This window comes from Streptomyces sp. RKAG337 (assembly GCF_023701715.1).
In the GTDB taxonomy this organism is placed as follows: domain Bacteria; phylum Actinomycetota; class Actinomycetes; order Streptomycetales; family Streptomycetaceae; genus Actinacidiphila.
Genome location: NZ_JAJOZA010000001.1, coordinates 3689157 through 3714854 on the forward strand (window position 1 = coordinate 3689157; position 25698 = coordinate 3714854).

General features: G+C 69.3%; 21 protein-coding genes and 2 pseudogenes. 10 read left to right on the forward strand and 13 right to left on the reverse strand.

The genetic code is table 11. The annotated features are described in order from the left end of the window. Positions 1–161 precede the first annotated feature (161 nt). From LNW73_RS16365 to dnaA, 5 genes are all read right to left on the reverse strand, one after another. Positions 162–743 carry a DUF721 domain-containing protein gene (locus LNW73_RS16365; RefSeq protein ID WP_250976774.1) on the reverse strand — a complete coding sequence of 194 codons (582 nt, stop codon included), beginning with the start codon at positions 741–743 and terminating at the stop codon, positions 162–164. Next, positions 740–1873 carry a DNA replication/repair protein RecF gene (recF, locus tag LNW73_RS16370; RefSeq protein WP_250976773.1) on the reverse strand — a complete coding sequence of 378 codons (1134 nt, stop codon included), beginning with the start codon at positions 1871–1873 and terminating at the stop codon, positions 740–742. Before recF ends, LNW73_RS16365 begins: the two co-directional genes overlap by 4 nt. 28 nt (positions 1874–1901) lie before the next feature. Continuing rightward, positions 1902–2780: a phosphogluconate dehydrogenase (NAD(+)-dependent, decarboxylating) gene (gnd, locus tag LNW73_RS16375; protein WP_250976772.1), complete on the reverse strand. Its 879-nt coding sequence runs from the start codon at positions 2778–2780 to the stop codon at positions 1902–1904. An 86-nt stretch (positions 2781–2866) separates the two neighbouring features. Continuing rightward, a complete protein-coding gene (gene dnaN, locus LNW73_RS16380; protein ID WP_138351178.1) occupies positions 2867–3997 on the reverse strand; it encodes a DNA polymerase III subunit beta in 1131 nt (376 codons plus the stop codon). A gap of 844 nt (positions 3998–4841) precedes the next feature. Next, positions 4842–6611: a chromosomal replication initiator protein DnaA gene (dnaA, locus tag LNW73_RS16385; RefSeq protein ID WP_308407676.1), complete on the reverse strand. Its 1770-nt coding sequence runs from the start codon at positions 6609–6611 to the stop codon at positions 4842–4844. Between the two features lie 396 nt (positions 6612–7007). Between dnaA and rpmH the strand changes: the two genes are divergently transcribed. The 9 genes and pseudogenes from rpmH to LNW73_RS16430 all read left to right on the forward strand — a co-directional run bounded on the left by rpmH (position 7008) and on the right by LNW73_RS16430 (position 13675). Continuing rightward, a complete protein-coding gene (gene rpmH / locus LNW73_RS16390) occupies positions 7008–7145 on the forward strand; it encodes a 50S ribosomal protein L34 (RefSeq protein ID WP_138351176.1) in 138 nt (45 codons plus the stop codon). A 19-nt stretch (positions 7146–7164) separates the two neighbouring features. Continuing rightward, positions 7165–7535 (forward strand): annotated as a pseudogene (rnpA, locus tag LNW73_RS16395) (ribonuclease P protein component). After that, complete coding sequence (gene yidD, locus LNW73_RS16400; RefSeq protein WP_250976771.1) at positions 7532–7864, forward strand: membrane protein insertion efficiency factor YidD; 333 nt, start codon at positions 7532–7534, stop codon at positions 7862–7864. Before rnpA ends, yidD begins: the two are co-directional and overlap by 4 nt. 3 nt (positions 7865–7867) lie before the next feature. Continuing rightward, a complete protein-coding gene (gene yidC / locus LNW73_RS16405) occupies positions 7868–9007 on the forward strand; it encodes a membrane protein insertase YidC (RefSeq protein WP_250976770.1) in 1140 nt (379 codons plus the stop codon). A gap of 11 nt (positions 9008–9018) precedes the next feature. Then, positions 9019–9552 carry a Jag family protein gene (locus tag LNW73_RS16410; protein WP_285391165.1) on the forward strand — a complete coding sequence of 178 codons (534 nt, stop codon included), beginning with the start codon at positions 9019–9021 and terminating at the stop codon, positions 9550–9552. Positions 9553–9655: 103 nt separating this feature from the next. After that, positions 9656–10420 (forward strand): 16S rRNA (guanine(527)-N(7))-methyltransferase RsmG, encoded by a 765-nt coding sequence (gene rsmG / locus LNW73_RS16415; protein ID WP_250990419.1) that lies wholly within the window; start codon positions 9656–9658, stop codon positions 10418–10420. 233 nt (positions 10421–10653) lie between these two features. Beyond that, positions 10654–11703, forward strand: a complete 1050-nt coding sequence (locus tag LNW73_RS16420; protein ID WP_138351170.1) for a ParA family protein — start codon at positions 10654–10656, stop codon at positions 11701–11703. Next, on the forward strand, positions 11700–12794 hold the full coding sequence (locus LNW73_RS16425) for a ParB/RepB/Spo0J family partition protein (protein ID WP_250976767.1): 1095 nt from the start codon (positions 11700–11702) through the stop codon (positions 12792–12794). Before LNW73_RS16420 ends, LNW73_RS16425 begins: the two co-directional genes overlap by 4 nt. Before the next feature lie 263 nt (positions 12795–13057). After that, complete coding sequence (locus LNW73_RS16430; protein WP_250990420.1) at positions 13058–13675, forward strand: GNAT family N-acetyltransferase; 618 nt, start codon at positions 13058–13060, stop codon at positions 13673–13675. Between the two features lie 100 nt (positions 13676–13775). Here LNW73_RS16430 and trxA read toward each other — a convergent pair whose 3' ends face one another. The 7 genes and pseudogenes from trxA to LNW73_RS16465 all read right to left on the reverse strand — a co-directional run bounded on the left by trxA (position 13776) and on the right by LNW73_RS16465 (position 23184). Beyond that, positions 13776–14114 (reverse strand): thioredoxin, encoded by a 339-nt coding sequence (trxA, locus tag LNW73_RS16435; protein WP_250976766.1) that lies wholly within the window; start codon positions 14112–14114, stop codon positions 13776–13778. Positions 14115–14161: 47 nt separating this feature from the next. Then, entirely contained in the window at positions 14162–15112 is a 951-nt protein-coding gene (gene trxB / locus LNW73_RS16440; protein ID WP_250990421.1) for a thioredoxin-disulfide reductase, read from the reverse strand. Between the two features lie 101 nt (positions 15113–15213). Further along, on the reverse strand, positions 15214–16113 hold the full coding sequence (locus LNW73_RS16445) for a hypothetical protein (protein WP_250990422.1): 900 nt from the start codon (positions 16111–16113) through the stop codon (positions 15214–15216). After that, positions 16110–16787: an RNA polymerase sigma factor SigM gene (sigM, locus tag LNW73_RS16450; protein ID WP_164295677.1), complete on the reverse strand. Its 678-nt coding sequence runs from the start codon at positions 16785–16787 to the stop codon at positions 16110–16112. The genes LNW73_RS16445 and sigM overlap by 4 nt, the downstream gene beginning before the upstream one ends. Positions 16788–16808: 21 nt before the next feature. Further along, positions 16809–18515 (reverse strand): protein kinase family protein, encoded by a 1707-nt coding sequence (locus LNW73_RS16455; protein ID WP_250990423.1) that lies wholly within the window; start codon positions 18513–18515, stop codon positions 16809–16811. Between the two features lie 124 nt (positions 18516–18639). Beyond that, positions 18640–20742 (reverse strand): murein biosynthesis integral membrane protein MurJ, encoded by a 2103-nt coding sequence (murJ, locus tag LNW73_RS16460; RefSeq protein WP_250990424.1) that lies wholly within the window; start codon positions 20740–20742, stop codon positions 18640–18642. Between the two features lie 43 nt (positions 20743–20785). Further along, positions 20786–23184, reverse strand: a pseudogene (locus LNW73_RS16465) (DUF6049 family protein). Positions 23185–23329: 145 nt separating this feature from the next. Here LNW73_RS16465 and LNW73_RS16470 point away from each other — a divergent pair. After that, complete coding sequence (locus LNW73_RS16470; RefSeq protein ID WP_250976761.1) at positions 23330–24745, forward strand: CCA tRNA nucleotidyltransferase; 1416 nt, start codon at positions 23330–23332, stop codon at positions 24743–24745. Between the two features lie 121 nt (positions 24746–24866). On the opposite strand, the gene LNW73_RS16475 is transcribed toward LNW73_RS16470, so the two are convergent. After that, on the reverse strand, positions 24867–25655 hold the full coding sequence (locus tag LNW73_RS16475) for a proline-rich domain-containing protein (RefSeq protein ID WP_250990425.1): 789 nt from the start codon (positions 25653–25655) through the stop codon (positions 24867–24869). Positions 25656–25698 lie beyond the last annotated feature (43 nt).

Genomic DNA, 25698 nt, shown 5'->3' on the forward strand with positions numbered 1-25698 from the left:
GGGGCTTTGCCGGTACCTGAGTTCCCACGTGCCGTCCTGAACCACACTCACCCGACTCCCTACACGTGGACCAGGGCCAGAAACGGCTCACGCAGGCGTCCAGGGCTTCTGGCTGTCAACCCTCGACTACGGTGAGCAGGGTCTCAGCGGACCCACGGCTCTCACCCGTATGTGTCGCCCGGGCCCTTGCTGCCCGGCGCGCGCAGCCGGCCGTAGGTACGCGGCGGCCCCATCGGGCCCAGCACCTTGATCAACTTCACCGTGCCATGGCCCAGATCGCTGTTCAGCCTCGCCACCAGCGTCGGAGCCAGCAGCCGCAGCTGCGTCGCCCACGCCGTCGAGTCGCACTGCACCGTCAGGACGCACTCCTCCTCGTCGTACTTCGCCGGCTCGCAGTGCTGCGCGATGTCCTCACCGACGATCTGCGGCCAGCGGCCCATCACCCCGCCCACCGCGGCCGGCGCCTCCCAGCCGCGCTCGGTGATCAACCGGCTGATCGCGGCACCCAGCGGCAGCGGATCCCGGCCGTCGGCGCGCGCACCGCTGCGCAGGCCCCCGCGGCGCGCCTGCTTCTTCTGCTGCGTCGCCGCGCCCCGCGCCCGCGCCTGCTCCTTGGCGGCGCGCAGCGCGACCCGCGCCAGGTCGACGCCGGACAGCCCGTCGCCGGGGGTCTCCGCGTCCGGCGCTCCCGAGGCGGTCGGTTTTCCCGCGTCCCGGCCGTCCGCCGGCAGCTGCCCGCTCATGACACACGCTCCGCGGCGCCCTGCTCGACGGCGAACCGCGCCCCTGCCAGCAGATCCGGCACATCGTCCTCCACAGCCGCGGTGACCAGCACCTGTTCGCCCGGCGCCACCAGCTCGGCCAGCCGCCGGCGCCGCTTGGCGTCCAGCTCCGCGAAGACGTCGTCCAGGACCAGCACCGGCTCCCTGCCGTCCGCGCTCAACAGCTCGTACGACGCCAGCCGCAGCGCCAGCGCGTACGACCAGGACTCACCGTGGCTCGCATAACCCTTCGCCGGCAGCCGGCCCAGATGCAGCAGCAGATCGTCACGGTGCGGGCCGACGAGCGTCACCCCCCGCTCGATCTCCTGCTTGCGGGACTCGCCCAGCGCCTCCAGCAGCAGCCCGGACAACTCCTCCCGGCCACTCGCTCCGGCGAGTCGTTCGCCGATCGAACTGCGGTACTCCAACGCGACCGGGCCGCCCCCGGGAGCCAGCTGCTCGTACGCCTTGTCCGCCAGCGGCTGCAGCGCGGCCGTCAGGTCCAGCCGCTGCGCGAGCAGCTCCGCACCGACACCGGCCAGATGCTGGTCCCAGACGTCCAGCGTCGACAGGTCACCGCCCTTGCCGCCGTGCCTGCGGGCCATCGCCGCGCTCTTCAGCAGCGTGTTGCGCTGTTTCAGCACCCGCTCGTAGTCCGAACGGGTACCCGCCAGCCGCGGAGTGCGGGTCGTCAGCAGCTCGTCGAGGAAACGGCGGCGCTCACCGGGGTCGCCCTTCACCAGGGCGAGGTCCTCGGGCGCGAACAGCACCGACCGCAGAATGCCCAGCACGTCGCGCGGCCGGACCTGGTTCGAACGGTTGATCCGGGCCCGGTTCGCCCGGCCGGGATTGATCTCCAGCTCGATGAGCTGCTGACGGTCGCCCTGCACCACCTGGGCCCTGACCACCGCGCGCTCCGCCCCCGACCGCACCAGCGGCGCGTCGGAGGCCACCCGGTGGCTGCCCAGCGTGGCCAGGTACCCGACCGCCTCGACGAGGTTGGTCTTGCCCTGCCCGTTGGGTCCCACGAAAGCGGTGACGCCCGGGTCGAGCGGTACCTCGACCCGGGCGTAGGAACGGAAGTCGGCTAGCGACAGGTGCGCTACGTGCATGGCTGTGCGCCGGCCTCCCCGGTGATGACTACTTCTTGTTCTCGACCGCGTGGCCGCCGAACTGGTTACGCAGCGCCGCGATCATCTTCATCTGCGGGGAGTCGTCCTGGCGGGACGCGAAACGGGCGAACAGCGATGCGGTGATCGCCGGCAGCGGCACCGCGTTGTCGATCGCGGCCTCCACCGTCCAGCGGCCCTCGCCCGAGTCCTGCGCGAAGCCGCGCAGCTTCTCCAGGTGCTCGTCGTCGTCCAGCGCGTTGACCGCCAGATCGAGCAGCCAGGAGCGGATGACGGTGCCCTCCTGCCAGGAGCGGAAGACCTCGCGGACGTCGGTGACGGAGTCCACGGCCTCCAGCAGCTCCCAGCCCTCGGCGTAGGCCTGCATCATGGCGTACTCGATGCCGTTGTGAACCATCTTCGCGAAGTGGCCGGCGCCGATCTTGCCCGCGTGGACCGAGCCGAACTCACCCTCCGGCTTGAGCGCGTCGAAGATCGGCTGCACCTTGGCGACGTCCTCGGCGGAGCCGCCGTACATCAGCGCGTAGCCGTTCTCCAGGCCCCAGACTCCGCCCGAGACGCCGCAGTCGACGAAGCCGATGCCCTGGGCCTTCAGCTCCTCGCCGTGCTTCTCGTCGTCGGTCCAGCGGGAGTTCCCGCCGTCGACGACGATGTCGCCGGGGGAGAGCAGCCCGGCCAGCTCGTCGATGGTGGACTGGGTGGCCGCACCGGACGGGACCATCACCCACACGACCCGCGGACCCTTGAGGGTGTCCACAAGCTCCTTGAGGCTGTGGACATCGGCGACGTCCGGGTTCCGGTCGTAGCCGATGACGGTGTGGCCCGCGCGGCGGATGCGCTCGCGCATGTTGCCGCCCATCTTGCCGAGACCGATGAGACCGAGCTCCATCACAGATCCTTCGTTCGAAGCGTGCCTGACCTAGACCGAGCCTACGACGGCCCCGCGCTACCGGCTCAGCCGGAGAGGCGCAGGGGTCAGCCGGAGAGGCGCACCGGCATGATCAGGTACTTGTACGCGTCGTCCGCCTCCGCGTCCACCGCCGGGCGGCCGCTGAGCAGCGCGGGCTTGGTGGAGGTGGTGAAGGAGAGCTGGGCGACCGGCGAGTCGATCGCGCTGAGCCCGTCCAGCAGGAACGTCGGGTTGAAGGCGATCGAGATGTCGTCGCCGTCGAGCTTGGAGTCGACCCGCTCCACAGCCTGTGCATCGTCGCTGGAGCCGGCCTCCAGGGTGAGGACGCCCTGCTCGAAGCTGAGCCGCACCGGGGTGTTCCGCTCGGCGACCAGCGCGACACGCTTGACCGCCTCGACGAAGGGCGCGGTCTCGATGACGGCGACCGAGGCGAACTCGGTCGGGAAGAGCGTGCGGTACTTGGGCAGGTCGCCTTCGAGCAACCGGGTGGTGGTGCGGCGCCCGGCGCCCTCGAAGCCGATCAGGCCCTCACCGGCACCGGAGCCCGCCAGCGCGATGGAGACGGTGTCTCCGCTGGTCAGGGACTTGGCGGTGTCCAGCAGGGTCTTGGCGGGCACCAGGGCGACCGCGGAGATGTCCGCCTGCTCGGGCTTCCACATGAACTCGCGGACCGCGAAGCGGTAGCGGTCGGTGGCGGCGAGGGTGACCGTGTCGCCCTCGATCTCGATCCGCACACCGGTCAGCACCGGCAGGGTGTCGTCACGGCCGGCGGCGATGGCCACCTGGGCGGCCGCGGCGGCGAAGACCTCACCGGGCACCGTGCCGGAGGCGACCGGCATCGCGGGCAGTGCCGGGTACTCCTCCACAGGCAGGGTGTGGAGTGTGAATCGCGAGCTGCCGCAGACCACGGTGACGCGGGAGCCCTCGGTGGAGATCTCCACAGGCCTGTTGGGAAGTGCCCGCGTGATGTCGGCGAGCAGCCGGCCGGAAACGAGGACCGTGCCGTCCTCCTCGACCTCCGCGTCGACCGCGACCCGGGCCGAGACCTCGTAGTCGAAGCCGGAGAGGCTGAGCCTGCCCTCCTCCGCCTTCAGCAGCAGTCCGGCGAGGACCGGTACCGGGGGACGGGCCGGAAGGCTGCGGGCTGCCCAAGCCACTGCCTCGGCGAGTACGTCGCGCTCCACCCGGATCTTCACCGGAACCGCCTCCTGCTTGTTGCTGGCTGTCGGTGAACAGTCTGACAGCCGGCGCCGACAGTCGGTGCGGGTTGAGGTCAAGCCGGGCAGGGCGGTGTCGGGCGGTTCCGGCCCGAGTTGTTCACAGCCCATGCTTCCAAGCAGGTTCCCAGTTATCTATACGTAGTCGTAGTAATAGGTGTTGTGGATACCGTGGATAAGTGGTTCCTGCGCAGGTCAGGGCACGTTTTTTATCCACCGCGCCTGTGGGCGGAGGCGGTGCATAACCACCCGCTTCTGTGGACAGCCAGAAGTTGTGCACACCGCATACACAGGGGACCCCCACTTCTCCCCAGCACTGTCCCCAGAAATACCCGGGTTCTCCCCAGCCCAATCCACCCCCTTGGTGTGACGCGGTTCACTCTCCCCGGGGACAGACGCCGTTTTGTTGCCGAACAGTGGACAAACGTGTGGAGAAGCTGTGTACAACCCCCTTCAGGCTGTGGGCGGCCGGTGGACAACCTCCGGACTGACCGGTAACCACAATCTCTGTCCACAGGCTGTGGACGAAGGTTTCCCACAAATCCACACCCCACTGACCTCGCCTGATGAGTATGCAGCGGGCCTGCCTGTGGAGGCAGTTGGGACAACTTCCCAGTCCCCAGGGTGTGGACGGCCGTTTCCGGCCCAACCTGTGGAGAAGCTCCGGTCACGAGCCCTGATTCGAACAAAAAGAAGCGCCCCGGGAGTTCGACTCCCGGGGCGCTGAGCGTTTCCACCGTGCTTCAGGCGTGATCGATGCCGTGATCGAGGCCGTTGTCCGAGCCCTGGACGGGTCCTGGAGGCGCTCAGGAGGCGCTCAGGATCAGCTCTTGATCCGGTTCGTCAGCTCGGTCACCTGGTTGTAGATGGACCGCCGTTCGGCCATCAGCGCGCGGATCTTGCGGTCCGCGTGCATCACCGTCGTGTGGTCGCGGCCGCCGAACAGCGCGCCGATCTTCGGCAGCGACAGGTCCGTCAGCTCACGGCACAGGTACATGGCGATCTGACGGGCGGTGACCAGCACCCGGCTGCGCGACGATCCGCACAGGTCGTCCACGGCCAGCCCGAAGTACGCCGCGGTCTCCGCCATGATCGCGGGCCCGGTGATGTCCGGCACCGAGTCCTCGCCGCCCGGGATCAGGTCCTTGAGGACGATCTCGGTCAGCTGCAGGTCCACCGGCTGCCGGTTCAGGCTCGCGAACGCGGTGACGCGGATCAGCGCGCCCTCCAGCTCGCGGATGTTCCGCGAGATGCGCGAGGCGATGAACTCCAGCACCTCGGGCGGGGCGTTGAGCTGTTCCTGCACCGCTTTCTTGCGCAGGATCGCGATCCGGGTCTCCAGCTCGGGCGGCTGGACGTCCGTGATCAGGCCCCACTCGAAGCGGTTGCGCAGCCGGTCCTCGAGCGTGACCAGCTGTTTGGGCGGCCGGTCGGAGGAGAGCACGATCTGCTTGTTCGCGTTGTGCAGGGTGTTGAAGGTGTGGAAGAACTCCTCCTGCGTCGACTCCTTGCTCGCGAGGAACTGGATGTCGTCGACCAGCAGGATGTCCATCTCGCGGTACCGCTTGCGGAAGGTGTCGCCCTTGCCGTCGCGGATGGAGTTGATGAACTCGTTGGTGAACTCCTCCGAGCTCACGTACCGCACCCGGGTGCCGGGGTAGAGGCTCCGCGCGTAGTGCCCGATGGCGTGCAGCAGGTGGGTCTTGCCGAGCCCGGACTCCCCGTAGATGAAGAGCGGGTTGTAGGCCTTGGCCGGCGCCTCGGCGACCGCCACGGCCGCCGCGTGCGCGAACCGGTTCGACGAGCCGATGACGAAGGTGTCGAAGAGGTACTTCGGGTTCAGCCGGGCGGTCGGCTCGTTCGGCGGACTGCCCTGGCTGCCGCGGCCGGGGGGCGCCTGGTCGTGACGGCCCTGGTCGCGGTGTCCGTCCCGGGGTCCGGAGTCGTGACGCCCCGGGTCGTGCCGGTCGCGCTCCGGCGGCTGCGACCGGTAGCCGGACTGCGGGGCCGGCGGATAGGACTCACGGTCGCGGTCCGCCGGGTAGCGGTCCCGGTCGCTCTGGTAGCTGTCGCGCTCCTGGAAGCCGCCGAGCCGCGGCTGCTGCCAGGGGTCGTCGGCGGCGGGCCGCGGCGGCCACTCGTCGGTGCCCGGGCGCCCGGACGGATGGTCGGGGTAGGCGCGGCGCATCCGGGGGCCGTCGTCGTGCGACGGGCGGTCGGACTGCGGGCGGTCGTAGGACTCGTCGTACTCCCGCCGGTGCTGGCCGTACGGAGCGGGCTCCTGGACCGGCTCCTGCGGGGCCGGCGCCGGACCGTCCTGGTCGCCGCCGGACGCGACGGCGATGGCGATGCCGACCGGGTGTCCGAACTCACGGCTGAGGACTTCGGTGATCAGTGGCAGCAGGCGCCCCTCGAGGACGCTCTTGGCGAACTCGTTGGGGGCGGACAGCACCGCGGTGCCCGCGACGAGGGCGAGCGGCTGGGTGCGCTTGAGCCACTCCGCGTCCTTCGGCTTGAGGTCCTCGCTCTCCACCAGGATCTTCTGGAGTACGCGGGGCCACACTGCGGCTAGATCGGCGGATACGTCAGCCACAGTGCACGCTCTCTCAGTCGCTGGTGGTGCCGAGGAATCCCACGAAGGTGTGGTTCTTGGGACGGGCGGGAAGAATGTCGGGTCGGGTGTGCGGTAGATGCCCGAGTTCGGCCACGGTAGTCAGCGCAGGCCCAGTGGTTCAAGTCGTTGTCCACAGGCTGTGCACAAACGGAGCCCCAGGTGACCCCGGTTTGACCGGATGGGTCAACCGCACGTACCGTATCGAGGTCGAGTTGTCGATGGCTGCTGCCGCCTGCCTACCGATGGGCGAGGATCAACCGGGACCCCCTGGAAGATCGTCAAGCGGTGCACCTAAATGGTCCGCGAGTTTTTCGTGGGCGCACGGTGACAGCCAGGCGACGTCCCGCCTCATCCGATTTTCCCTGGAGCCCCCGAGTGAGCAAGCGCACCTTCCAGCCGAACAACCGCCGCCGCGCCAAGACCCACGGCTTCCGTCTGCGGATGCGCACGCGTGCAGGCCGCGCCATCCTGGCGACGCGCCGCGTCAAGGGCCGCGCCCGCCTGTCCGCCTGATCGCAACAGGTCACATGCCGTGCTGCCCACCGAAAACCGGCTGAGGCGGCGCCAGGACTTCGCGGCAGCGGTACGCCGTGGACGCCGAGCGGGTCGCCCGCTTCTGGTTGTCCATCTGCAGGCAGAGACCATGGACCCGCACGTATCGGGGGGGATCACTCCCCCGGCACGTGCGGGTTTCGTCGTGAGCAAAGCAGTCGGCGGAGCCGTGCAGCGCAACCTTGTGAAGCGCCGGCTGCGGCACCTGGTACGCGAGCGACTGGCCCTGCTGCCCCCGGTAGCCTGGTAGTCGTACGAGCGCTGCCCGGAGCGGGTGGTGCTGACCATGCACAGCTGGCCCGCGACCTGGACGCCGCCCTGCAGCGGCTGCTGGGAGGGGTTGCGCGATGAAGTACCCACTGCTGGCGCTGATCAAGGTGTACCAGTGGACCATCAGCCCTTTGCTGGGCCCGGTCTGCAGGTACTACCCCTCGTGCTCGCACTACGGGTACACGGCCATCGACGTGCATGGAGCGGTAAAGGGGTCGGCACTGACCGCCTGGCGCATCCTGCGGTGCAATCCGTGGTCGCCCGGCGGTGTCGATCATGTTCCGCCACGTAAACGCCCCCCGTGGCACGATCGGCTGCGCAACATGTTGCGCAACAGCAAGGGCGGTCCCTCCGCCGTCGCTGAGACCAGCCCGGCCGCAGAGACCTCGCCCCATGCTCAAGGAGCCTGATTAGTGGACACGATCTCGAATCTGTTCAGTTTTATCACCACGCCGGTCTCCTGGATCATCGTCCAGTTCCACTCGGTGTACGGGAAGATCTTCGGCGCCGACAGTGGCTGGGCCTGGGGCCTGTCCATCGTGTCGCTCGTGGTCCTGATCCGGATCTGTCTGATCCCGCTGTTCGTCAAGCAGATCAAGTCGACCCGCAACATGCAGGCGCTCCAGCCGAAGATGAAGGCGATCCAGGAGCGCTACAAGAGCGACAAGCAGCGACAGTCCGAAGAGATGATGAAGCTGTACAAGGAGACGGGTACCAACCCGCTCTCCTCGTGCCTGCCGATCATCGCCCAGTCGCCGTTCTTCTTCGCCCTGTACCGCGTGCTGAGCAGCATCGCCAACGGTCACACGATCGGTGCGATCAACCAGCCCCTGCTGGACAGCGCCAAGCAGGCGCACATCTTCGGCGCTCCGCTGGCGGCCAAGTTCACCGAGAGTGCCGACAAGGTCGCGGCCCTCGGCGCCTCCATCACGGACGTCCGCGTCGTCACCGCGATCATGATCATCATGATGTCGGCGTCGCAGTTCTACACGCAGCGCCAGCTGATGACGAAGAACGTCGACATGACGGTGAAGACGCCGTTCATGCAGCAGCAGAAGATGCTGATGTACGTCTTCCCGGTCATGTTCGCCGTGATGGGTGTCAACTTCCCCGTCGGTGTCCTCGTCTACTGGCTGACCACCAACCTGTGGACCATGGGCCAGCAGATGTTCGTCATCCGCCGGAACCCGACGCCGGGCAGCCTGGCCTTCAAGCAGCGCCAGGACCGGCTGCGGGCCAAGGGCAAGCTGGTGGAGCCGCCCGAGGAGATCGCGGCCAAGGAGGCCGTCGAGGTGGCCCGTGCCAACCGCCAGCAGCCGAAGCGGCAGACCAAGGCACGCCGTACGACGGCCGCCGGCGCCGCTCAGGGTTCCGCGTCCGGATCGTCGGCCTCGGCCGCTTCGGACACGACGGCCGACAAGCCGAGCCTGACGAAGAAGGAGCCCGAGGACGCCAAGCCGTCCGGTGGCTCCAGCGCGTCCGGCTCCCCCAGAACGTCCAAGGGCGGACAGCGCAAGGGTCAGCAGCGCCCCAAGCACCCGTCCAAGAAGTAGTGCAGAACCTGATGAGGAGCCCATCCGTGACGGAAGGCAACAGCACCACTGTGACCGACGGCGGCTCCGCCGATCGCCTGTCCCGCCTTGAGCAGGAAGGCGAGATCGCAGCCGACTACCTGGAGGGTCTGCTCGACATCGCGGACCTCGACGGGGACATCGACATGGATGTCGAGGGCGAGCGAGCTGCTGTCTCGATCGTCGGCGAATCCTCCAGCCGTGACCTGAACAAGCTGGTTGGGCGGGACGGCGAGGTGCTGGAGGCACTGCAGGAGCTGACGCGTCTCGCGGTGCACCGGGAGACCGGCGACCGCAGTCGGCTGATGCTGGACATCGGTGGCTTCCGGGCCCGTAAGCGGACCGAGCTGGCGCTGCTGGGCGCCAAGGCGGCGGATGAGGCGAAGGGCACCGGGCAGCCGGTCAAGCTCGACCCGATGACGCCCTTCGAGCGCAAGGTCGTGCATGACGCGGTCGCCGCGGCGGGGCTGCGCAGCGAGTCCGAGGGCGAGGAGCCCGAGCGCCGGGTGGTCGTGCTTCCGGTCTGATCGGGCCCGAGCACGGCCCAGTACGGCTCAGTCGGCCCCGTCTGCTCGCGGACGGGGCCGATCCTTGTAAGCCTGGAAGTCGCGGTGTGCGGCAACGGGATCGATGGAAAGGACAGTCCTCGTGACGGAGGAGGCAGCGGAGGCGGCGGCGGAACTTCCCGCACCGCCCGAGCAGGCGCAGGCAGTGTTCGGCGAGCGTTTCGCCGATGCGGTCCGCTATGCGGAGCTGCTGGCCGACGCGGGGGTGCGCCGGGGTCTGATCGGTCCTCGTGAGGTGCCCCGGCTGTGGGAGCGGCATCTGCTGAACTGCGCGGTGCTGTCCGAGGTGATTCCGCAGGACATGACGGTGTGCGATGTGGGCTCCGGAGCGGGGCTGCCGGGGATTCCGCTGGCGCTGGCCCGTCCGGATCTGCACATCACCCTGCTGGAGCCGCTGCTGCGGCGGACCACGTTCCTCGACGAGGTGGTCAAGCTGCTGTCGCTGTCCAATGTGACGGTGGTGCGGGGGCGTGCCGAGGAGATGGTGGGCAAGCTCCCGGCGGTGGATGTGGTGACGGCCCGCGCGGTGGCGCCGCTGGAGCGGCTGGCCGGCTGGGGGCTTCCGCTGCTGCGTCCGCACGGCGAGATGGCCGTTCTGAAGGGGGACACGGCCGAGGAGGAGCTGAAGGCGGCGCGGGCCGCGCTCGGCCGGCTCGGTGCCGTGGATTCCTCGGTGATGCAGGTCGGCGAGGGCGTGGTGGATCCGCTGTCGACGGTGGTGCGGGTCGTGGTCGGGGAGAGCCCCGGCGGGGTGCGGGCGGCGACGCGCAGGGCCAAGGCGGCGCGGGCCAGCCGGGCGGCGAAGAACCCGGGCCGGCGTCGGTACTGAGGCGCGTTCTACTCCATACAAACGGCCAAAACGACATAATCCGGAGTGTCTCCGAGATAACGGGCACATCGCTGTGCATCGTGTTCCACGTGAAACGTCGCTCCCTGCTCCCAGGAGTCCTCAGCCGCGGTCGTGCCGCGGCTGAGGCGCGCGCCAAGAAGCCCTCAAAGTCGGCCCATGAGGTGGATTCATCCACAGGCAGTCGGGCCTCGCTGGTTCACGACCCCGAAAGCATGGCAGGCTCTGTGCATTGCGAGCCTGTAGTCGAGGAGAGTGAATCCTTGCGGTCCGACGCCAACATCGCGGGGCCGATGACCGATCCGGTCCCCGGTCCCCGTTCGGAATCATTCGGGGGTGATGTTTCACGTGAAACATTGCCCCCGATGGACGACACCCCCATCGGTCGCGCCGCCCAGTTGGCGGTCGAAGCGCTCGGTCGGGCCGGCGAGGGGCTCCCTCGGCCGGCTCAGACCCGAGTGATGGTGGTGGCCAATCAGAAGGGCGGGGTCGGGAAGACCACGACCACGGTCAACCTTGCCGCCTCGCTCGCCCTGCACGGGGCGCGGGTGCTGGTGATCGACCTCGATCCCCAGGGCAACGCCTCCACGGCGCTGGGTATCGACCACCATGCCGATGTGCCGTCGATCTATGACGTCCTGGTGGAGAGCCGACCGCTCTCCGAGGTCGTACAGCCGGTCCTCGATGTCGAGGGGCTGTTCTGTGCACCGGCCACGATCGACCTCGCCGGTGCTGAGATCGAGCTGGTGTCCCTGGTGGCACGGGAGAGCCGGCTGCAGCGGGCCATCGAGGCCTATGAGCAGCCGCTGGACTATGTCCTCATCGACTGCCCGCCGTCGCTCGGCCTGCTCACCGTGAACGCTCTGGTGGCCGGTGCCGAGGTGGTCATCCCGATCCAGTGCGAGTATTACGCGCTGGAAGGCCTGGGGCAGCTGCTGAAGAACGTGGATCTGGTCCGCGCTCATCTCAACCCCAAGCTGCATGTATCAACCATCCTGTTGACCATGTACGACGGCCGGACCCGGCTCGCCGCTCAGGTCGCGGATGAGGTGCGTACCCACTTCGGCAAGGAAGTGCTGCGCACGAGCATCCCGCGCTCGGTCCGGATCTCGGAGGCACCCAGCTACGGCCAGACCGTGCTGACCTACGACCCGGGTTCCAGCGGGGCACTGTCCTACCTCGAAGCGGCGCGTGAGATGGCGTTGCGCGGCGCCGAGGGCACCAATGAGCATGATCAGCACAGCATGTCGGAGGGGATCCAGTGAGTGATCGACGCAGAGGGCTCGGCCGTGGTCTAGGCGCGCTGATCCCGGCGGCACCGTCATCGGCGGGTACATCGCCGTCCGCGGTACCGCTGCTGACCGCGGACCGGAGCATGCTGGCGGCCACCAAGGTCGCCGGTCTGAACTCCAGAGCCCACGATGCTCCGCCGACGGTGGACATCCCGGTTTCACGTGAAACAGAGCCGGATCCGCCGGCGGCCGAAGCGCCCGCGGCGCCGAGCGCGTACTTCGCCGAGCTGCCGATCGACTCGATCACGCCGAACTCGCGGCAGCCCCGTGAGGTGTTCGACGAAGATGCGCTGAACGAGCTCATCACGTCCATCAAGGAAGTGGGCCTGCTCCAGCCGGTCGTCGTGCGACAGGCCGGCCCGGAGCGCTATGAGCTCATCATGGGCGAGCGCCGGTGGCGGGCCTGCCGGGAGGCGGGTCTGGAGAACATCCCGGCCATCGTCCGGGCGACCGAGGACGAGAAGCTTCTCCTGGACGCGCTCCTGGAGAACCTGCACCGTGCCCAGCTGAACCCGCTGGAAGAGGCGGCGGCCTACGACCAGCTGCTGCGCGACTTCGCCTGCACGCATGAGCAGTTGGCCGACCGGATCGGGCGTTCGCGCTCGCAGGTCTCCAACACGCTGCGCCTGCTGAAGCTCTCGGCGCCCGTGCAGCGACGGGTCGCGGCCGGAGTGATCTCCTTCGGACATGCGCGCGCTCTGCTCTCCCTGGAGGACGGGGAGGATCAGGATCTGCTGGCGCACCGCATCGTGGCCGAGGGGCTGTCGGTGCGGGCGGTCGAAGAGATCGTCACCCTGATGAACGCCGAGCCGCAGAGCGCGAAGAAGGCCGTGGGCCCGCGGGCCGGACGGCGGGTCTCCCCGGCGCTGACCAATCTCGCCACGCGGCTGTCGGACCGTTTTGACACCAGGGTGAAGGTCGACCTGGGGCAGAAGCGCGGAAAGATCGTGGTGGAGTTCGCCTCGATAGAGGATCTGGAGCGGATCCTGGGGACGATGGCCCCCGGTGAAGGCAAGGTCCTGGAGAGCAGGCTCGACGAGGAGTCCGACGACGACGTCGAATGAGTCCGCCGTTCAGGGGAGCGGGTGGTGTTCCGGCCGGAACACCACCCGCTCTTTGCTTGTCCTCAGTGTCCTGGGACAGGGGGCGAGACTACGATGCGTAGGGGTAGGGAGCCTCTCTGGGGAGGGAAGCCCATGCGTGCGTCGAAGGTCGGACTGGAGCACGAGCGGCACATGGCCGCTCTCGTGGCAGCGGGACTGGGCTTGGGGGCGGTGGGGGGATTCGTGGGCAGTTTGGTTCGCGACAGAAATGAGGGCCTGGCCGTATGGGGCGTCGGCTCGTTCCGCTCACGTTGGACAACCTCTCGGATCTCCCCAAGCGCTGCAGATCGTGCGTCTTCTGGGAACTCGATCCGGTAAGCGGTGAGGCCGCCGTCCAGGCGGGCAAGCCGGAGCTGGAGAAGGAGGCGTGGGTCTCCGCGGTCCTGCTGGAGTGGGGCTCGTGCGGCCGGGTGGTGTATGTCGATGACGTCCCGGCCGGCTTCGTTCTCTACGCGCCGCCGGCGTATGTTCCGCGCTCCATGGCCTTCCCCACCAGTCCGGTCTCGCCAGACGCGGTACAGCTGATGACCGCCAGGATCATGCCCGGGTATCAGGGGCAGGGCATCGGGCGGGTCCTGGTGCAGACCGTCGCCAAGGACCTGGTGCGCCGTGGAGTCAAAGCCGTCGAGGCGTTCGGCGACGCGAAGTGGGCCGAGCCGGGATGCGTCCTGCCGGCCGACCACTTGCTGGCGGTGGGCTTCAAGACGGTGCGCGCCCATCCGCGGTATCCCCGGCTGCGGCTGGAGCTGCGATCGACGATCTCCTGGAAGGAAGACGTCGAGATGGCGATCGACCGGCTGCTGGGAGCCGTCCAGAAGGAGCCGGTCCTGCGGCCGCTGTGAGCTCTGTGGACACCCCGGAACGCGAACAGGCCCGCTCCTTCGAGGAGCGGGCCTGTTTCACGTGGAACGGTCGAACGGTGGAACGCCGGACGGCGTCGACTCAGACGGCGTCGCCGATGAAGTCCGCCAGGTCGCGCTTGATGGCGGCCTTCGGCTTGGCGCCGACGATGGTCTTCACGACCTCGCCGCCCTTGTAGACGTTGAGCGTCGGGATCGACATCACGCCGTACTTGGCAGCCGTGACCGGGTTCTCGTCGATGTTGAGCTTGACGATGGTGATGTCGTCGGCGTGCTCCTCGGCGATGGCCTCCAGGGAGGGGGCGATCTGCCGGCACGGGCCGCACCACTCGGCCCAGAAGTCGACCAGCACGGGCTTGTCGCTGGCGAGGACCTCCTCGGCGAAGGTCGCGTCGGTCACAATCTTGGTCTTGCCGGCCACGGCAGTCTCCTCAGGCTTGATACGTGTGGGGGAGAGGGTTTTGAGGGTCAGGCGGTCTTCTCGGCGTCCGCGAGGGCGGCGAGGAAGCGTTCGGCGTCCAGCGCGGCCGAGCAGCCGGTGCCGGCCGCCGTGATCGCCTGACGGTAGGTGTGGTCCACGACGTCACCGGCGGCGAAGACACCGGAGATGTTCGTACGGGTGCTGGGCGCGTCGACGGTGAGGTATCCCTCGCCGTCCAGTTCCAGCACACCCTTGAACAGCTCGGTGCGCGGGTCGTGGCCGATGGCGATGAACAGCCCGGTGACGGGCAGCTCCGAGGTCTCACCGGTCTTGGTGCTGCGCAGCGTCAGGCCGGACAGCTTGTTCTCGCCGTGGATCTCGGCGACTTCGCTGTCCCACACGAACGAGATCTTCGGGTCGGCGAAGGCGCGCTCCTGCATGGCCTTCGAGGCACGCAGGCTGTCGCGGCGGTGGACGATCACCACGGACTTGGCGAAGCGGGAGAGGAAGGTCGCTTCCTCGATCGCCGTGTCGCCGCCGCCGATGACGGCGATGTCCTGGTCCTTGAAGAAGAAGCCGTCACAGGTGGCGCACCAGGAGACCCCGCGTCCGGAGAGCTGGTCCTCGTTGGGGAGGTTCAGCTTGCGGTGCTGGGAGCCGGTGGTGACGATGACGGCCTTCGCGCGGTGGACGGTGCCCTCGGTGTCGGTGACGGTCTTGATGTCACCGCTGAGGTCCACCGCGACCACGTCGTCCGGGATGAGCTCGGCGCCGAAGCGCTCGGCCTGGGCGCGCATGTTGTCCATGAGGTCCGGGCCGAGGATGCCCTCGCGGAAACCGGGGAAGTTCTCCACCTCGGTGGTGTTCATCAGCGCACCGCCTGCGGTGACCGATCCCTCGAAGACCAGCGGCTTCAGGGCGGCGCGCGCTGTGTACAGCGCGGCGGTGTAGCCCGCAGGCCCGGATCCGATGATGATCACGTTACGGACGTCGCTCACGGGTGTCTTCCTCGTCTCTACCGACTACTGCGGGGCCCTGGCGGGACTCTCGTCCTGCCTAACGGATCCTAAGGGTCCAGCATTCCCGCGGCGGTACGCCGTCAGCGCGCGTACGTGTCCTGGCGAAGTACCCGGCCCGGCTTGGTGGAGCAGCCGGCGTCCACGACATACAGATCGACATGGGCCGGGTCGCCGGGATGGGGAAGGACCACCAGATACGCGTCGGTGCCCTCGAAGGGTTCGTGCGCGGAGGCGAGCGGCTGCTCGGAGCGGTGGACGCCGTCCTGCACACACGGCGGCAGGGGGACGGAGTGGGTGCGCAGCGGCGTGTTGGCGGGGGTGTCCGAGCCGAGCGCCGGGCTCTGCGGATCGCCGCCGGCCTTGGCGGTCGAGTACGTCCCCAGGAGTTCATGGACGCGTGCCTGCAGGGCACTCGCGGCCATGGCCTCGGTCGGTGTCTCGGCGGGCGTCCGCGCGGCGCCCTGGGCGCTCGAGTCCTTCTTGGCGGTGTCGCTGCTGGTCGTACCCACGTCGATGGAGTGCAGCAGGACGCCGCCGAAGCCCAGGACGGCGACCGTGGAGGCCGTGACGAGCAGTGTCCTGGCCCAGCGGCGCCGGGGGCGGGCGTGGCCGCGTCCGGGTCCGGTGGAGGCCGGAGCGTGGCCGGTGGGCCGATCGGCCGCCGCCGCTGTTCCACGTGGAACCGATGCGTCGGCTGTTCCACGTGGAACAGCCGGGGGTGCCGTCGCGTCGAGCAGTGCTTCGGCGGCGAGTGCGGCGTCGATGCGGCCGGCGATGTCGGCGGGCATGCGCGGGGGGCCGGGGAGCGTGCCCAGCAGGTTGCGGATCTCGTCCAGCGAGGTGCGCACGTCGGAGCAGAGCGCGCAGCCGTCGAGATGGCCGCGTACGTCCGCGGAGCGGCCCGGCGGAAGGATGCCTTCGGCCAGGTCCGAGATCTCCGAGACCTCGGGGTGTGCGTCCATCCCCGTCGTCGAAGTCACTGGTGGCCACCTCCGCCCTTTTCCGTTGCCGTCTCTGGGACGGATGTCCCCTCCGTCCGGTTCCTTCCCCGGCCTGGGTCCGCGTTACTCCCCTGGTCGGCGCGCAGATGAGTGAGGAGTGGAAGGAGCCGTGCCCGGCCGCGCGCGCATCTGCTCTTCACCGTGCCGGTCGGCACATCGAGTACGGCGGCGGCCTCGGCGACGGGATAGCCCTGCATGTCCACCAGGACCAGGGCGGCGCGCTGATCGGGAGGCAGGGTGGCCAGGGCGGTGATCAGTTCGCGGTGGAGCTCGCCGCGCTCGGCGGGGGCGGCGGCGGACTCATGCGGTTCGAGGAGCGTCTCGAAGCGGTCCTCGTCGACGACGGGGGAGGTGCGGCGGGAGGCGGTCTTGCGCGCCCGGTCCAGGCACGCGTTCACGGTTATCCGGTGCAGCCAGGTGGTGACCGCGGACTGGCCCCGGAAGGTGTGGGCGGCACGGAAGGCGGACACCAGAGCGTCCTGGACGGCGTCGGCGGCTTCCTCGCGGTCCCCCAGGGTGCGCAGGGCGACCGCCCAGAGGCGGTCGCGGTGGCGCCGGACGATCTCCCCGAAGGCGTCGGGGTCTCCCGCGACGTGCCGGGCGAGGAGATCAGCGTCGCTGGCCTCCTCCCCCGGCTTGCTGCCGTCGTCCACAAGCGCCTCCCCGTCCGCCGCTCAGCTGTTGCCGAGGACCTTTATTTCCGTGATGCCGCCACGGAAGCCACCACCGGACTCGGGTGGCAGGTCGGTGATGTGGATCAGGACGTAGCGCGTTTCCACCGGCTGGCCGGCGGTCACCTGAACGGTGCTCCCGGCCTTGGCCGCCGGGGCGAACCGCTGCGGGAAGGCCGCCAGGGCGGTGGGCCGGGAAGCGTCCGGTGCCGCGGCCAGCACCTCCACGGTCTGGCCGGGCACCCACATCGTGAGGTCGATGCCGGTGACCTTACGTCGGCTGCCCAGGTCGACGATGATGCCACTGCCCTGGATGCGGTTGGGCAGGTTGCCGAAGTTCGACTGGCCCTTGTAGTTGCTGGTGATCCAGGAGGTGTCGGCCTTGCCGTCGACGGCGAAGGCGACCTTGTCGGCCGCTATCGGGGCGTCCAGGGGCGAGAACTCACTGGCCGAGGAGATCGCCAGCGGTGTGCCGGGAGCGGCACTGCTGGGGTCCTGGCCGGCCCGCTGGGAGGTGCCGGTGTCGTCCTTGTTCTGTTCCTCGCGGCCCATGAGGGTGTCCGCGAGCTGCCAGCTGCCCAGGCCCAGCGCGGCGATCAGCAGCGCGGAGACGGCCCACTTGAGCACCTTGCCGGTGCGGCCGGGAAGGGCCGGCGGCGGAGCGGGGGGCGCGGGGGCCGGCCGGGGCGTGGCGGGCGGCTGGCGGTAGGGACCCTGCTGGTACGTGGTGCGCTGGTACGGCGAGATGTCCGGCTCGGGAGGCTTGATCCGGGGCAGTCCGGCGACCGCTCGGGCCAGCTCCTCCGGAGTGGTGCAGGGCGATTCCTCGCGGGAGGCGGTGGCGCCCTCGTTGACGAGCGCCCGCATCGCGATCTCGGACAGCCCGCGGTGGACCCCCGCGCGCACCTGGTCGGGAGCGACGAGCCCGACGGCCTTGGGGAGGCCGGTGAGGCCGTACGCGTCTTCCTCGTACGGCCAGCGCCGGGTGAGCGAGGCGTACAGCAGCGCGCCGATCGCCTCGGTGTCCTCGCGCTGCGGCCGCTCGGACTTCAGACCGCGCAGTGCGGCGGTGACGGCGAGGCCGCGGATGCGGTACTGCCCGGAGCCGGTGCGCAGGATGGAGCCGGGGCTGAGCCGCAGATGCGCCAGTCCCTCGCGATGGGCGGCGGCCATGGCCTGGGAGACCTGGCTGACCATCTGGTAGGCGTCGTGCGGCTCCAGCGGTCCGGCGGCCAGGCTGTCACTGAGCGCGGCGGCGTCGGGGAGCCATTCGTGGATGACGTAGACGAGGTCGTTCTCCTCGACCGCGTCGAGGACCTGGACGAAACGGGGATCACCCAGGAGCGCGGCCGAACGGGCGGCGGCGAGCACCTGACGCGCCCTGGCGTGGTCGGCGGGCAGGAGATGGATGCCGACGGCACGCCGTAGCTTCTCGTCGACCGCCCGCCAGCTGCTGAAGCCGTCGAGGCGGGTGACGCACTCCTCCAACTGGTAGCGGCGGGCGAGCTTGTGGCCGCTGTGGAGTTCCGGCGGCTTGCTGTCGCCCTTGTGCTGCTCTGCTGCTGCCTCGTCCTGCGGTGCGTCCCGCGCGTCCTGGGGGTTGTCCTGATCCGTCGTCTCGTCGGGTGTGGCCCCGTCCTGCTGGACGGTGGGCGGCGGCTCGCCGCTCTCATTGGCCACTCCGACGGCAGCCGTACTCCGATCCGCCACCGTCGTTCCTGCCTCCCCATCCGTTGCGCGATCCCACTTCAGAGCCAAGGCCAATTGTGCCCACAGTCCGGCTCTCTGCACGACACACGGCGGGAGCCGATGGTTGCCCGCCGTGTTCTTTCGATCAGCGGCCGAGTCTGCCGCGCACCATTCCGACCATCGCGGTCATTTCCTCGATCCTCATGCGCTTGGCGGCGATGTAGAAGATGCCGATCAGCAGTGCGCCGCCGACGATCAGGGAGACCAGCGAGCCGGACGCCCCGCTGCCCAGCGTCCGGGTGATGCCGTAGACCGCGACCCCGGCGGCCAGGGCGGCGGGGACGCAGGCGCCGGTGAGGCGCGCGTACGTCCGGGTGATGCGCTTGCCGTCGAGGTCGCCGCCCAGCCGGGTGCGCAGCCGCCTGACGGCGACTCCGACGCCGACCGCGTAGGCCAGCCCGTAGGAGAAGGCCATGCCGACCACGGCCCAGCGGGAGGGGAGCACGACGAAGCAGGCCGCGGAAGCGGCGGCGTTCACCGCGGCGACGATCACCGTGTTGTAGAAGGGGGTGCGGGTGTCCTCGAAGGCGTAGAAGCCGCGCAGCACGACGTACTGCACGGAGAACGGGATCAGTCCGATCCCGAAGGCCATCAGGATGAATCCGATGTTGCGCGCGGAGTCCGTTCCGGTACCGGCGTACAGCAGGCTGCACATCGGGACGCCCAGGGCGAGGAAGGCGAAGGCGGCCGGGACGATGGCCACGGCCGAGGTGCGCAGGCCGTAGGAGATGTCGTCGCGGACCGCGGGTGAGTCCCCGTCGTGGGCGGCGCGGGAGATCCGGGGCAGCACGGCGGCCATGACGGAGACCGTGATGATCGCCTGCGGCATCTGCCAGATCAGCAGCGCGTTGTTGTACGCGGTGATGCCGGTGCCCTGGAAACCGAGCTTGTCGGCCTCGGATCCGGCCCAGGTGGCGAGCTGGGTGACGACGATGAGGCCGGCCTGGTTGGCGAGGACGAAGAAGAACGTCCACTTGGCCAGCTTCGCGGCGTGGCCGAGTCCGTGGCCGCGCCAGTCGAAGCGCAGCCGGAACTTGAAGCCCGCCTCGCGCAGATAGGGCAGCATCGCGATGGACTGCACGGCCAGGCCGAGCAGGGTGCCGATGCCGAGCAGCTGGATGCCCTCGGGGGAGATCGTGGTGGCGTCCATGTTGGTCGTGCCGTAGGAGCCGTAGACCCAGATGAACATGCCGAAGGTGAAGATGACGACGATGTTGTTGAGGACCGGGGTCCACATCATCGCGCCGAACTTGCCGCGGGCGTTGAGGATCTGGCCCATCACGACGTGCACACCCATGAAGAAGATCGTGGGCAGGCAGTAGCGGGCGAAGGTCACCGCGACGTCGAAGGTGGCCGGGTTGTCCGCGATCTTCGTGGACATCATGCGGACCAGCAGCGGGGCCGCGATCACGGTGAGCGTGACGATGCCGCCGAGGATGACCATGACGAGGGTCAGCAGCCGGTTCGCGAAGGCGGTGCCGCCGTCCTCGTCGTCCTTCATCGCGCGGACCAGCAGCGGGACGAAGACGGAGTTGAGGCCGCCGCCGACGGTGAGGATGTAGATCATCGTGGGCAGGACCATCGCCACCGCGTAGGAGTCGCCGAGGGTGGCGACCCCGATCGCCGCGGCGATGACCAGGGTGCGGACGAAGCCGGTGAGGCGGGAGACCAGGGTGCCGGCCGCCATCAGGGCGCTGGACTTCAGGATGCTGGCGCCGCGGCCGGCCGAGCGGGGCGCGGGGACCGGGGCCGCCTGCTGCTCCGGCTCGGGCACCACCACGGTGGGCCCGGTGGGCGCCGCGGCGGGCTGCTGGTCGCGGTACAGGTGCGCGAACGCGTCGTAAGGGGGCGGCTCCTCGGCCGCGTGGGTCACCAGGTCGTCCACCCCGACGTACTGCGTGGTGGCGTCGTCGCCGTACGGCATCTGGTACGGCTGTTGCTGCGGGGGCCACGGCTGACCGTACGGCGGGGGCGGCGGCGGAGGGTGCGCGGCGCGGTCGTAGAGGGCCTCGCCGACGGGGTCCTGCGCGGTCGGATCCTGCTGCTGGTAGGGATCGTAGGCGTAGGTGTTCTGCAGGTAGGGGTCCGGCGGGACCGGGTGGTGGCCCGGGGGTGGCGGCGGTACCTGTGCGCGCGGATCTCCGGCCGGAGTCTCCCGGTCGCGGTCACCGTCGTACGGCGCGTTCATCTGCCCCACCTTATTGATTGTCCGCTGTCGAGACCCGGCCTGGCTATCGGTCCACCTTCTCACCCGGCGGGGACGGGTCCGTGTTTTCCGCGGCGGTGTCCGGAGCCGGGTCACCCGGCTGCCCGGCTTCGGCGCGGTCCGCACCGTCGCTCTCCTCCACGCCGTCCGCACCGCCCGCACCGTCCGCACCATCGGCACCGTCCGTGCCGTCGTCGCCGTCACCGGCCGCGTCGCCGTCGTCGTCTCCGTCGGCATCGGTACCACCGGCTCCGGCGGCCGCCTTGCGCTTGCGCTGGTTGTACATCTTCACCCCGGCCAGCGCGAGGAGCAGCAGGCCGCCGGCGATCACCAGCATCACGGTGTCGGTGATCGACGTGACCTTGACGTTGAACGAGATCGGATCGCCGTACTTGACGCCGTCCTTGGTGTAGAGCTGGGCGGTCACCTGTGCCAGGCCGTTCGCGCCCGCCTTGGTGGGGAACTTCAGCGAGCGGGTGTGGCCGCCCTCGACGGTGACCGGCTGGGGGTCGCCGACGTCCAGCCGGATCTGCGCGCTGGAGGTGAGCCGCAGTTCCAGTCCGGTGACGGCCTGCCCGAGCTCGTTCTTCACGGTGACCGGGATCGTGGCACTGCGCCCGGACAGGGTGAGGTTGGTCTTGTCCAGTATGTGCACCGAGCCCATGAGGTCGGTGAGGTAGGAGCCGATCGAGTTACGGAAGAGCGCGGCGCCGACAGGGTCGCCGCGCCAGGCGTTGGACATCGAGCGCAGCACGGCGGCGGTGAAGGGGACGGTGACCCGGTCCTTGCGGCTGAGGATCACCGTGAAGCCGTTGAGCTGGCCCTGCGTCCGCTGGATGTCCTGGAACGCGCTGGTGCTGATCTCCTGCTTGCGCAGGTAGTCGGGGTACGCGGAGGTGCCGGGCACCTTGTGGTTGGCGGCCGGGTCGGCGGGCGCCTTGGTGGCCGCGTCGAAGCTGATGGTCTGCGCCCAGGGGCTGTGGCCGACCGCGGAGATGCCCCGGGCCATCTCCTGGGCCTGGGACGCGGTGGGCATGCGCTGCGGGGCGACGACGATGCTGCGCTGCTTGGTCGGCGCCTGCAGGGTGATCATCAGGGTCTGGGAGAGGAACTCCTGGACCGCGAGGGCCGCCGTCGAGGCGCGCGTCATGTCGCCCGCGAACGCCTTGGAGAGGACGGCGTCGGTGACCACCGCCGTGGTGCCGCCGCTGATCGGCCGGGCGGACGTCGGGGTGTAGTCGAGCGAGCCGGTCTCGCCGAAGCTGTCGCTGCGCGCGATGACGTTGTCGGCCCCGCCGGCGGTGGCGACGTCCACGATCGACGGATCGACGGCGCCCTCGGCCGGCCAGGCCACATTGGCGGTCGGTTCGAGGCCGAGGATCGTGTCGACGGTCCTGACCCCAGATCAGTGGCCGTCTTGAGATGGCCGAGGGTCGCGGGGACGTCCTTGCCGTGATGGGCGATCGACGCGATGTCGGTGTCGCCGAAGGGCAGCGACACCACTTCATGGCCGGCGGTCGCGGACTTCAGGTCGTTGAGCCACTGCTTGGCGTTCTCGGTGCCCGTGCCCGGCGTCGTGTGCGCGATGTCACCGTCAGGACCCAGCACCCGGTAGCTGCGGGTCATGAAGTCGACGGTGGCGAGCAGGTCGGGATCGACGACCCAGGTGATCGGCAGGGTCCTGCCCAGCTCCACCATCTGCTGCAGCCGGCCGCCGGGGGCGAGATCCGCCGCGAGGTCGTCGTCGAGGAAGATCGGACTCTGCTGGTCGTCGGTGTCGCTGCGCACGGCCAGGTGCGGCCGGTCGGCCAGCGGCCACAGGAACGTGAACTGGGTCGGCTTGGCCTCAGCCTTCGCGTACCAGGGGAGAAACGTCCGCTGGATCCCCAGGACGTGGTTGTAGGCCTCGTCGGCGGTCTGGCCGTTGAGGGTGACCCCGAGCTGGTAGACGCCGTCAGCGCCCAGCTCCAGGGCGCTCACGGGCACCTTCAGGGAGAAGGGGCTGCTCGTGCCGGACGGGATGTCCGCCAGCTTGGCCGTGTGCTCGGTGAGCAGGCTGCCGTCGTCACCGGTGCTCCCGGTGCGTGCGGCGGCGGAGCTGATCGCGCTGCGGCTGGTCAGCGGGCTGCTGGAGGAGACCCGCAGGCCGGCCTCGGCATGGGTGATCGTGGCCCGTCCGGTGTTGGTGACGGTGCCGTCGACGGTGATCGTGCCGTCCTTGGCCGGGGTGACCGGGTCCATGGATTCCAGGGACACCTGGGCGGTCCGTGATCCGGTACCGGCCGTGGTGGCGTAGGCGGCGGGTGCGGCGTGCACCTGCAGCAGGCCCGCGAAGAGCGACGCCCCGGCGATCAGCGCGGCCACGCGGCGTAGCCGCCGCGGACGAGCCGTGGGTGTACCGGGTGACTGTGCCGCCTCGCCCACTCGTTTGCCCGTCCTGTCGTCAATCGGATGTGCGTCCTGGCATGTTAACGATCGGGCGAGAGGCAAAGTGCTGCGGACTGCTCCATGTGGACCGGGGACATAACGCGGAGGCCAGGAGGCTCGCGGCCACGTACCCTTTTACGTTGTGCCGAATGCCAACAATGACCCCCAGATCCAGCAGGCCCCTCACACGGTCGCGCCGGTCGCCGAAGACCTCGGCCGCCGCTTCCAGGAAGCCGGCTTCAAGCTCGCCCTCGTCGGCGGCTCGGTCCGTGACACCCTGCTCGGCAGGCTCGGCAACGACCTGGACTTCACGACCGATGCCCGCCCGGAACAGGTGCTGAAGATCATCCGGCCCTGGGCGGAGGCCGTGTGGGAGGTCGGTATCGCCTTCGGCACCGTCGGGTGCATGAAGGACGGCTTCCAGGTCGAAGTCACCACCTACCGGTCGGAGGCCTACGACCGGACCTCCCGCAAGCCCGAGGTCTCCTACGGCGACACCATCGAGGAGGATCTGGTCCGCCGGGACTTCACGGTCAACGCGATGGCCGTCGCGCTGCCGGGAAGCGTCTTCGTCGACCCGTACGGCGGCCTCGACGACCTGGCCGGCCGGCTGCTGCGCACTCCCGGTACGCCGGAGGACTCCTTCTCCGACGACCCGCTGCGGATGATGCGCGCCGCGCGCTTCGCGGCCCAGCTGGACTTCGAGGTCGCTCCCGAGGTCGTCGCCGCGATGACGGCGATGGCGGACCGTATCGAGATCGTCTCGGCGGAGCGGGTCCGCGACGAGCTGAACAAGCTCATCCTCTCGGACAACCCGCGCAAAGGTCTGCGGCTGCTGGTCGACACCGGGCTGGCGGAGCGGGTCCTGCCGGAGCTCTCGGCGCTGCGCCTGGAGCGTGACGAACACCACCGGCACAAGGACGTCTACGAGCACTCGCTGACCGTCCTGGAGCAGGCCATCGACCTGGAGACGGACGGACCCGACCTGGTGCTGCGGCTGGCCGCGCTGCTGCACGACATCGGCAAGCCGCGGACCCGGCGCTTCGAGTCCGACGGCCGGGTCTCCTTCCACCACCACGAGGTGGTGGGCGCGAAGATGACCAAGGCCAGGATGGCCAAGCTCAAGTACCCCAACGACATGATCAAGGACGTCGCCCGGCTCGTCGAGCTGCATCTGCGGTTCCACGGGTACGGCACCGGGGAGTGGACGGACTCCGCCGTCCGGCGTTACGTGCGCGACGCGGGCCCGCTGCTGGGCCGGCTGCACAAGCTCACCCGGTCCGACTGCACGACGCGGAACAAGCGCAAGGCGGCGGCGCTCTCCCGTACCTATGACGGGCTGGAGGAGCGGATCGGCGAACTCCAGGAGCGGGAGGAGCTCGATTCGATCCGTCCGGACCTGGACGGCAACCAGATCATGCGGATCCTGGATGTCCCACCCGGCCCGGTGATCGGCAAGGCCTACCAGTTCCTGCTGGAGCTGCGGCTGGAGAACGGCCCGATGGCCGAGGAGGACGCGATCGCCGCACTCAAGGAGTGGTGGGCGACGCAGGGCTGAGCATTCCGGCGGACGCGATGTTCCACGTGGAACATGGCGCGGCCCGGACAGCGCGAGGGGCGATGTTCCACGTGGAACATCGCCCCTGCGTGCGTCGGTGGGACCGGCGGGCCTAAGCGGACTACTTGTCCTTCAGGCAGAGCAGGAAGTCGCTGCCGCTACCGGACTCGGTGTAGGCGTACCGGAAGTCCGGGGCCGCCGCCGTGCACTTCGTCTCGGCCTCGGAGTCGCCGTACTCGCCACTGATCACGGCCAGGACCTTGTACTGCGCCGTGGCGTCCGTGCAGGAGACGACCTTCAGGTCCGGGTTGGTGTCGCTGGAGCTACCGCGGTGCATGCAGTCGCCGACGACGGCCGTGCTGGCGCTCTTGTCGAGCGCGTTCACCCCCACGATCGCGGCGATCACGATGAGCGGGACCAGGATGCCGTAGGCACCCACGCGCCCGAAGATCGGCTTTCCGGTCTCGCGGGGCGGTCCCCAGCCACCGGTGGGCGCGGGGAGCTTGTTGAACTTCCCCCGCGCACCCAGGTTGATGAGCAGGGTGACCGGCGTGATGATGAACGAGGCGATGCCCCACCAGCCCTGCCACAGGGTCTTGGTGGTCATGTCGCGGTGCGTGGCTATGCCGCAGGAGCGGCAGTAGTTGGCCTTCAGCTTGAGGAACCGCATGATGACCAGGAAGCCCTGGTGACCGCGGACCGTGGCGTGGACGGCGGGGTAGCCACCGCAGAAGGTGCACGCGCCGGGCTGGGCTCCCTGCTGGGGATACGGCTGCGGCCCCTGCTGCCCGAAGGGGTCAGCGCCCTGCGGCGGTTGCGGCTGGCCGTACGGGTTGCCGCCCTGCGGCGGCTGCGGCTGGCCGTAGGGGTTTCCACCCTGCTGGTACTGCGGTGGCGGTGGAGTGGTCATGGGTGTCCCCCGATTGGTATGTATGAGCGACGTAAGAACGGGC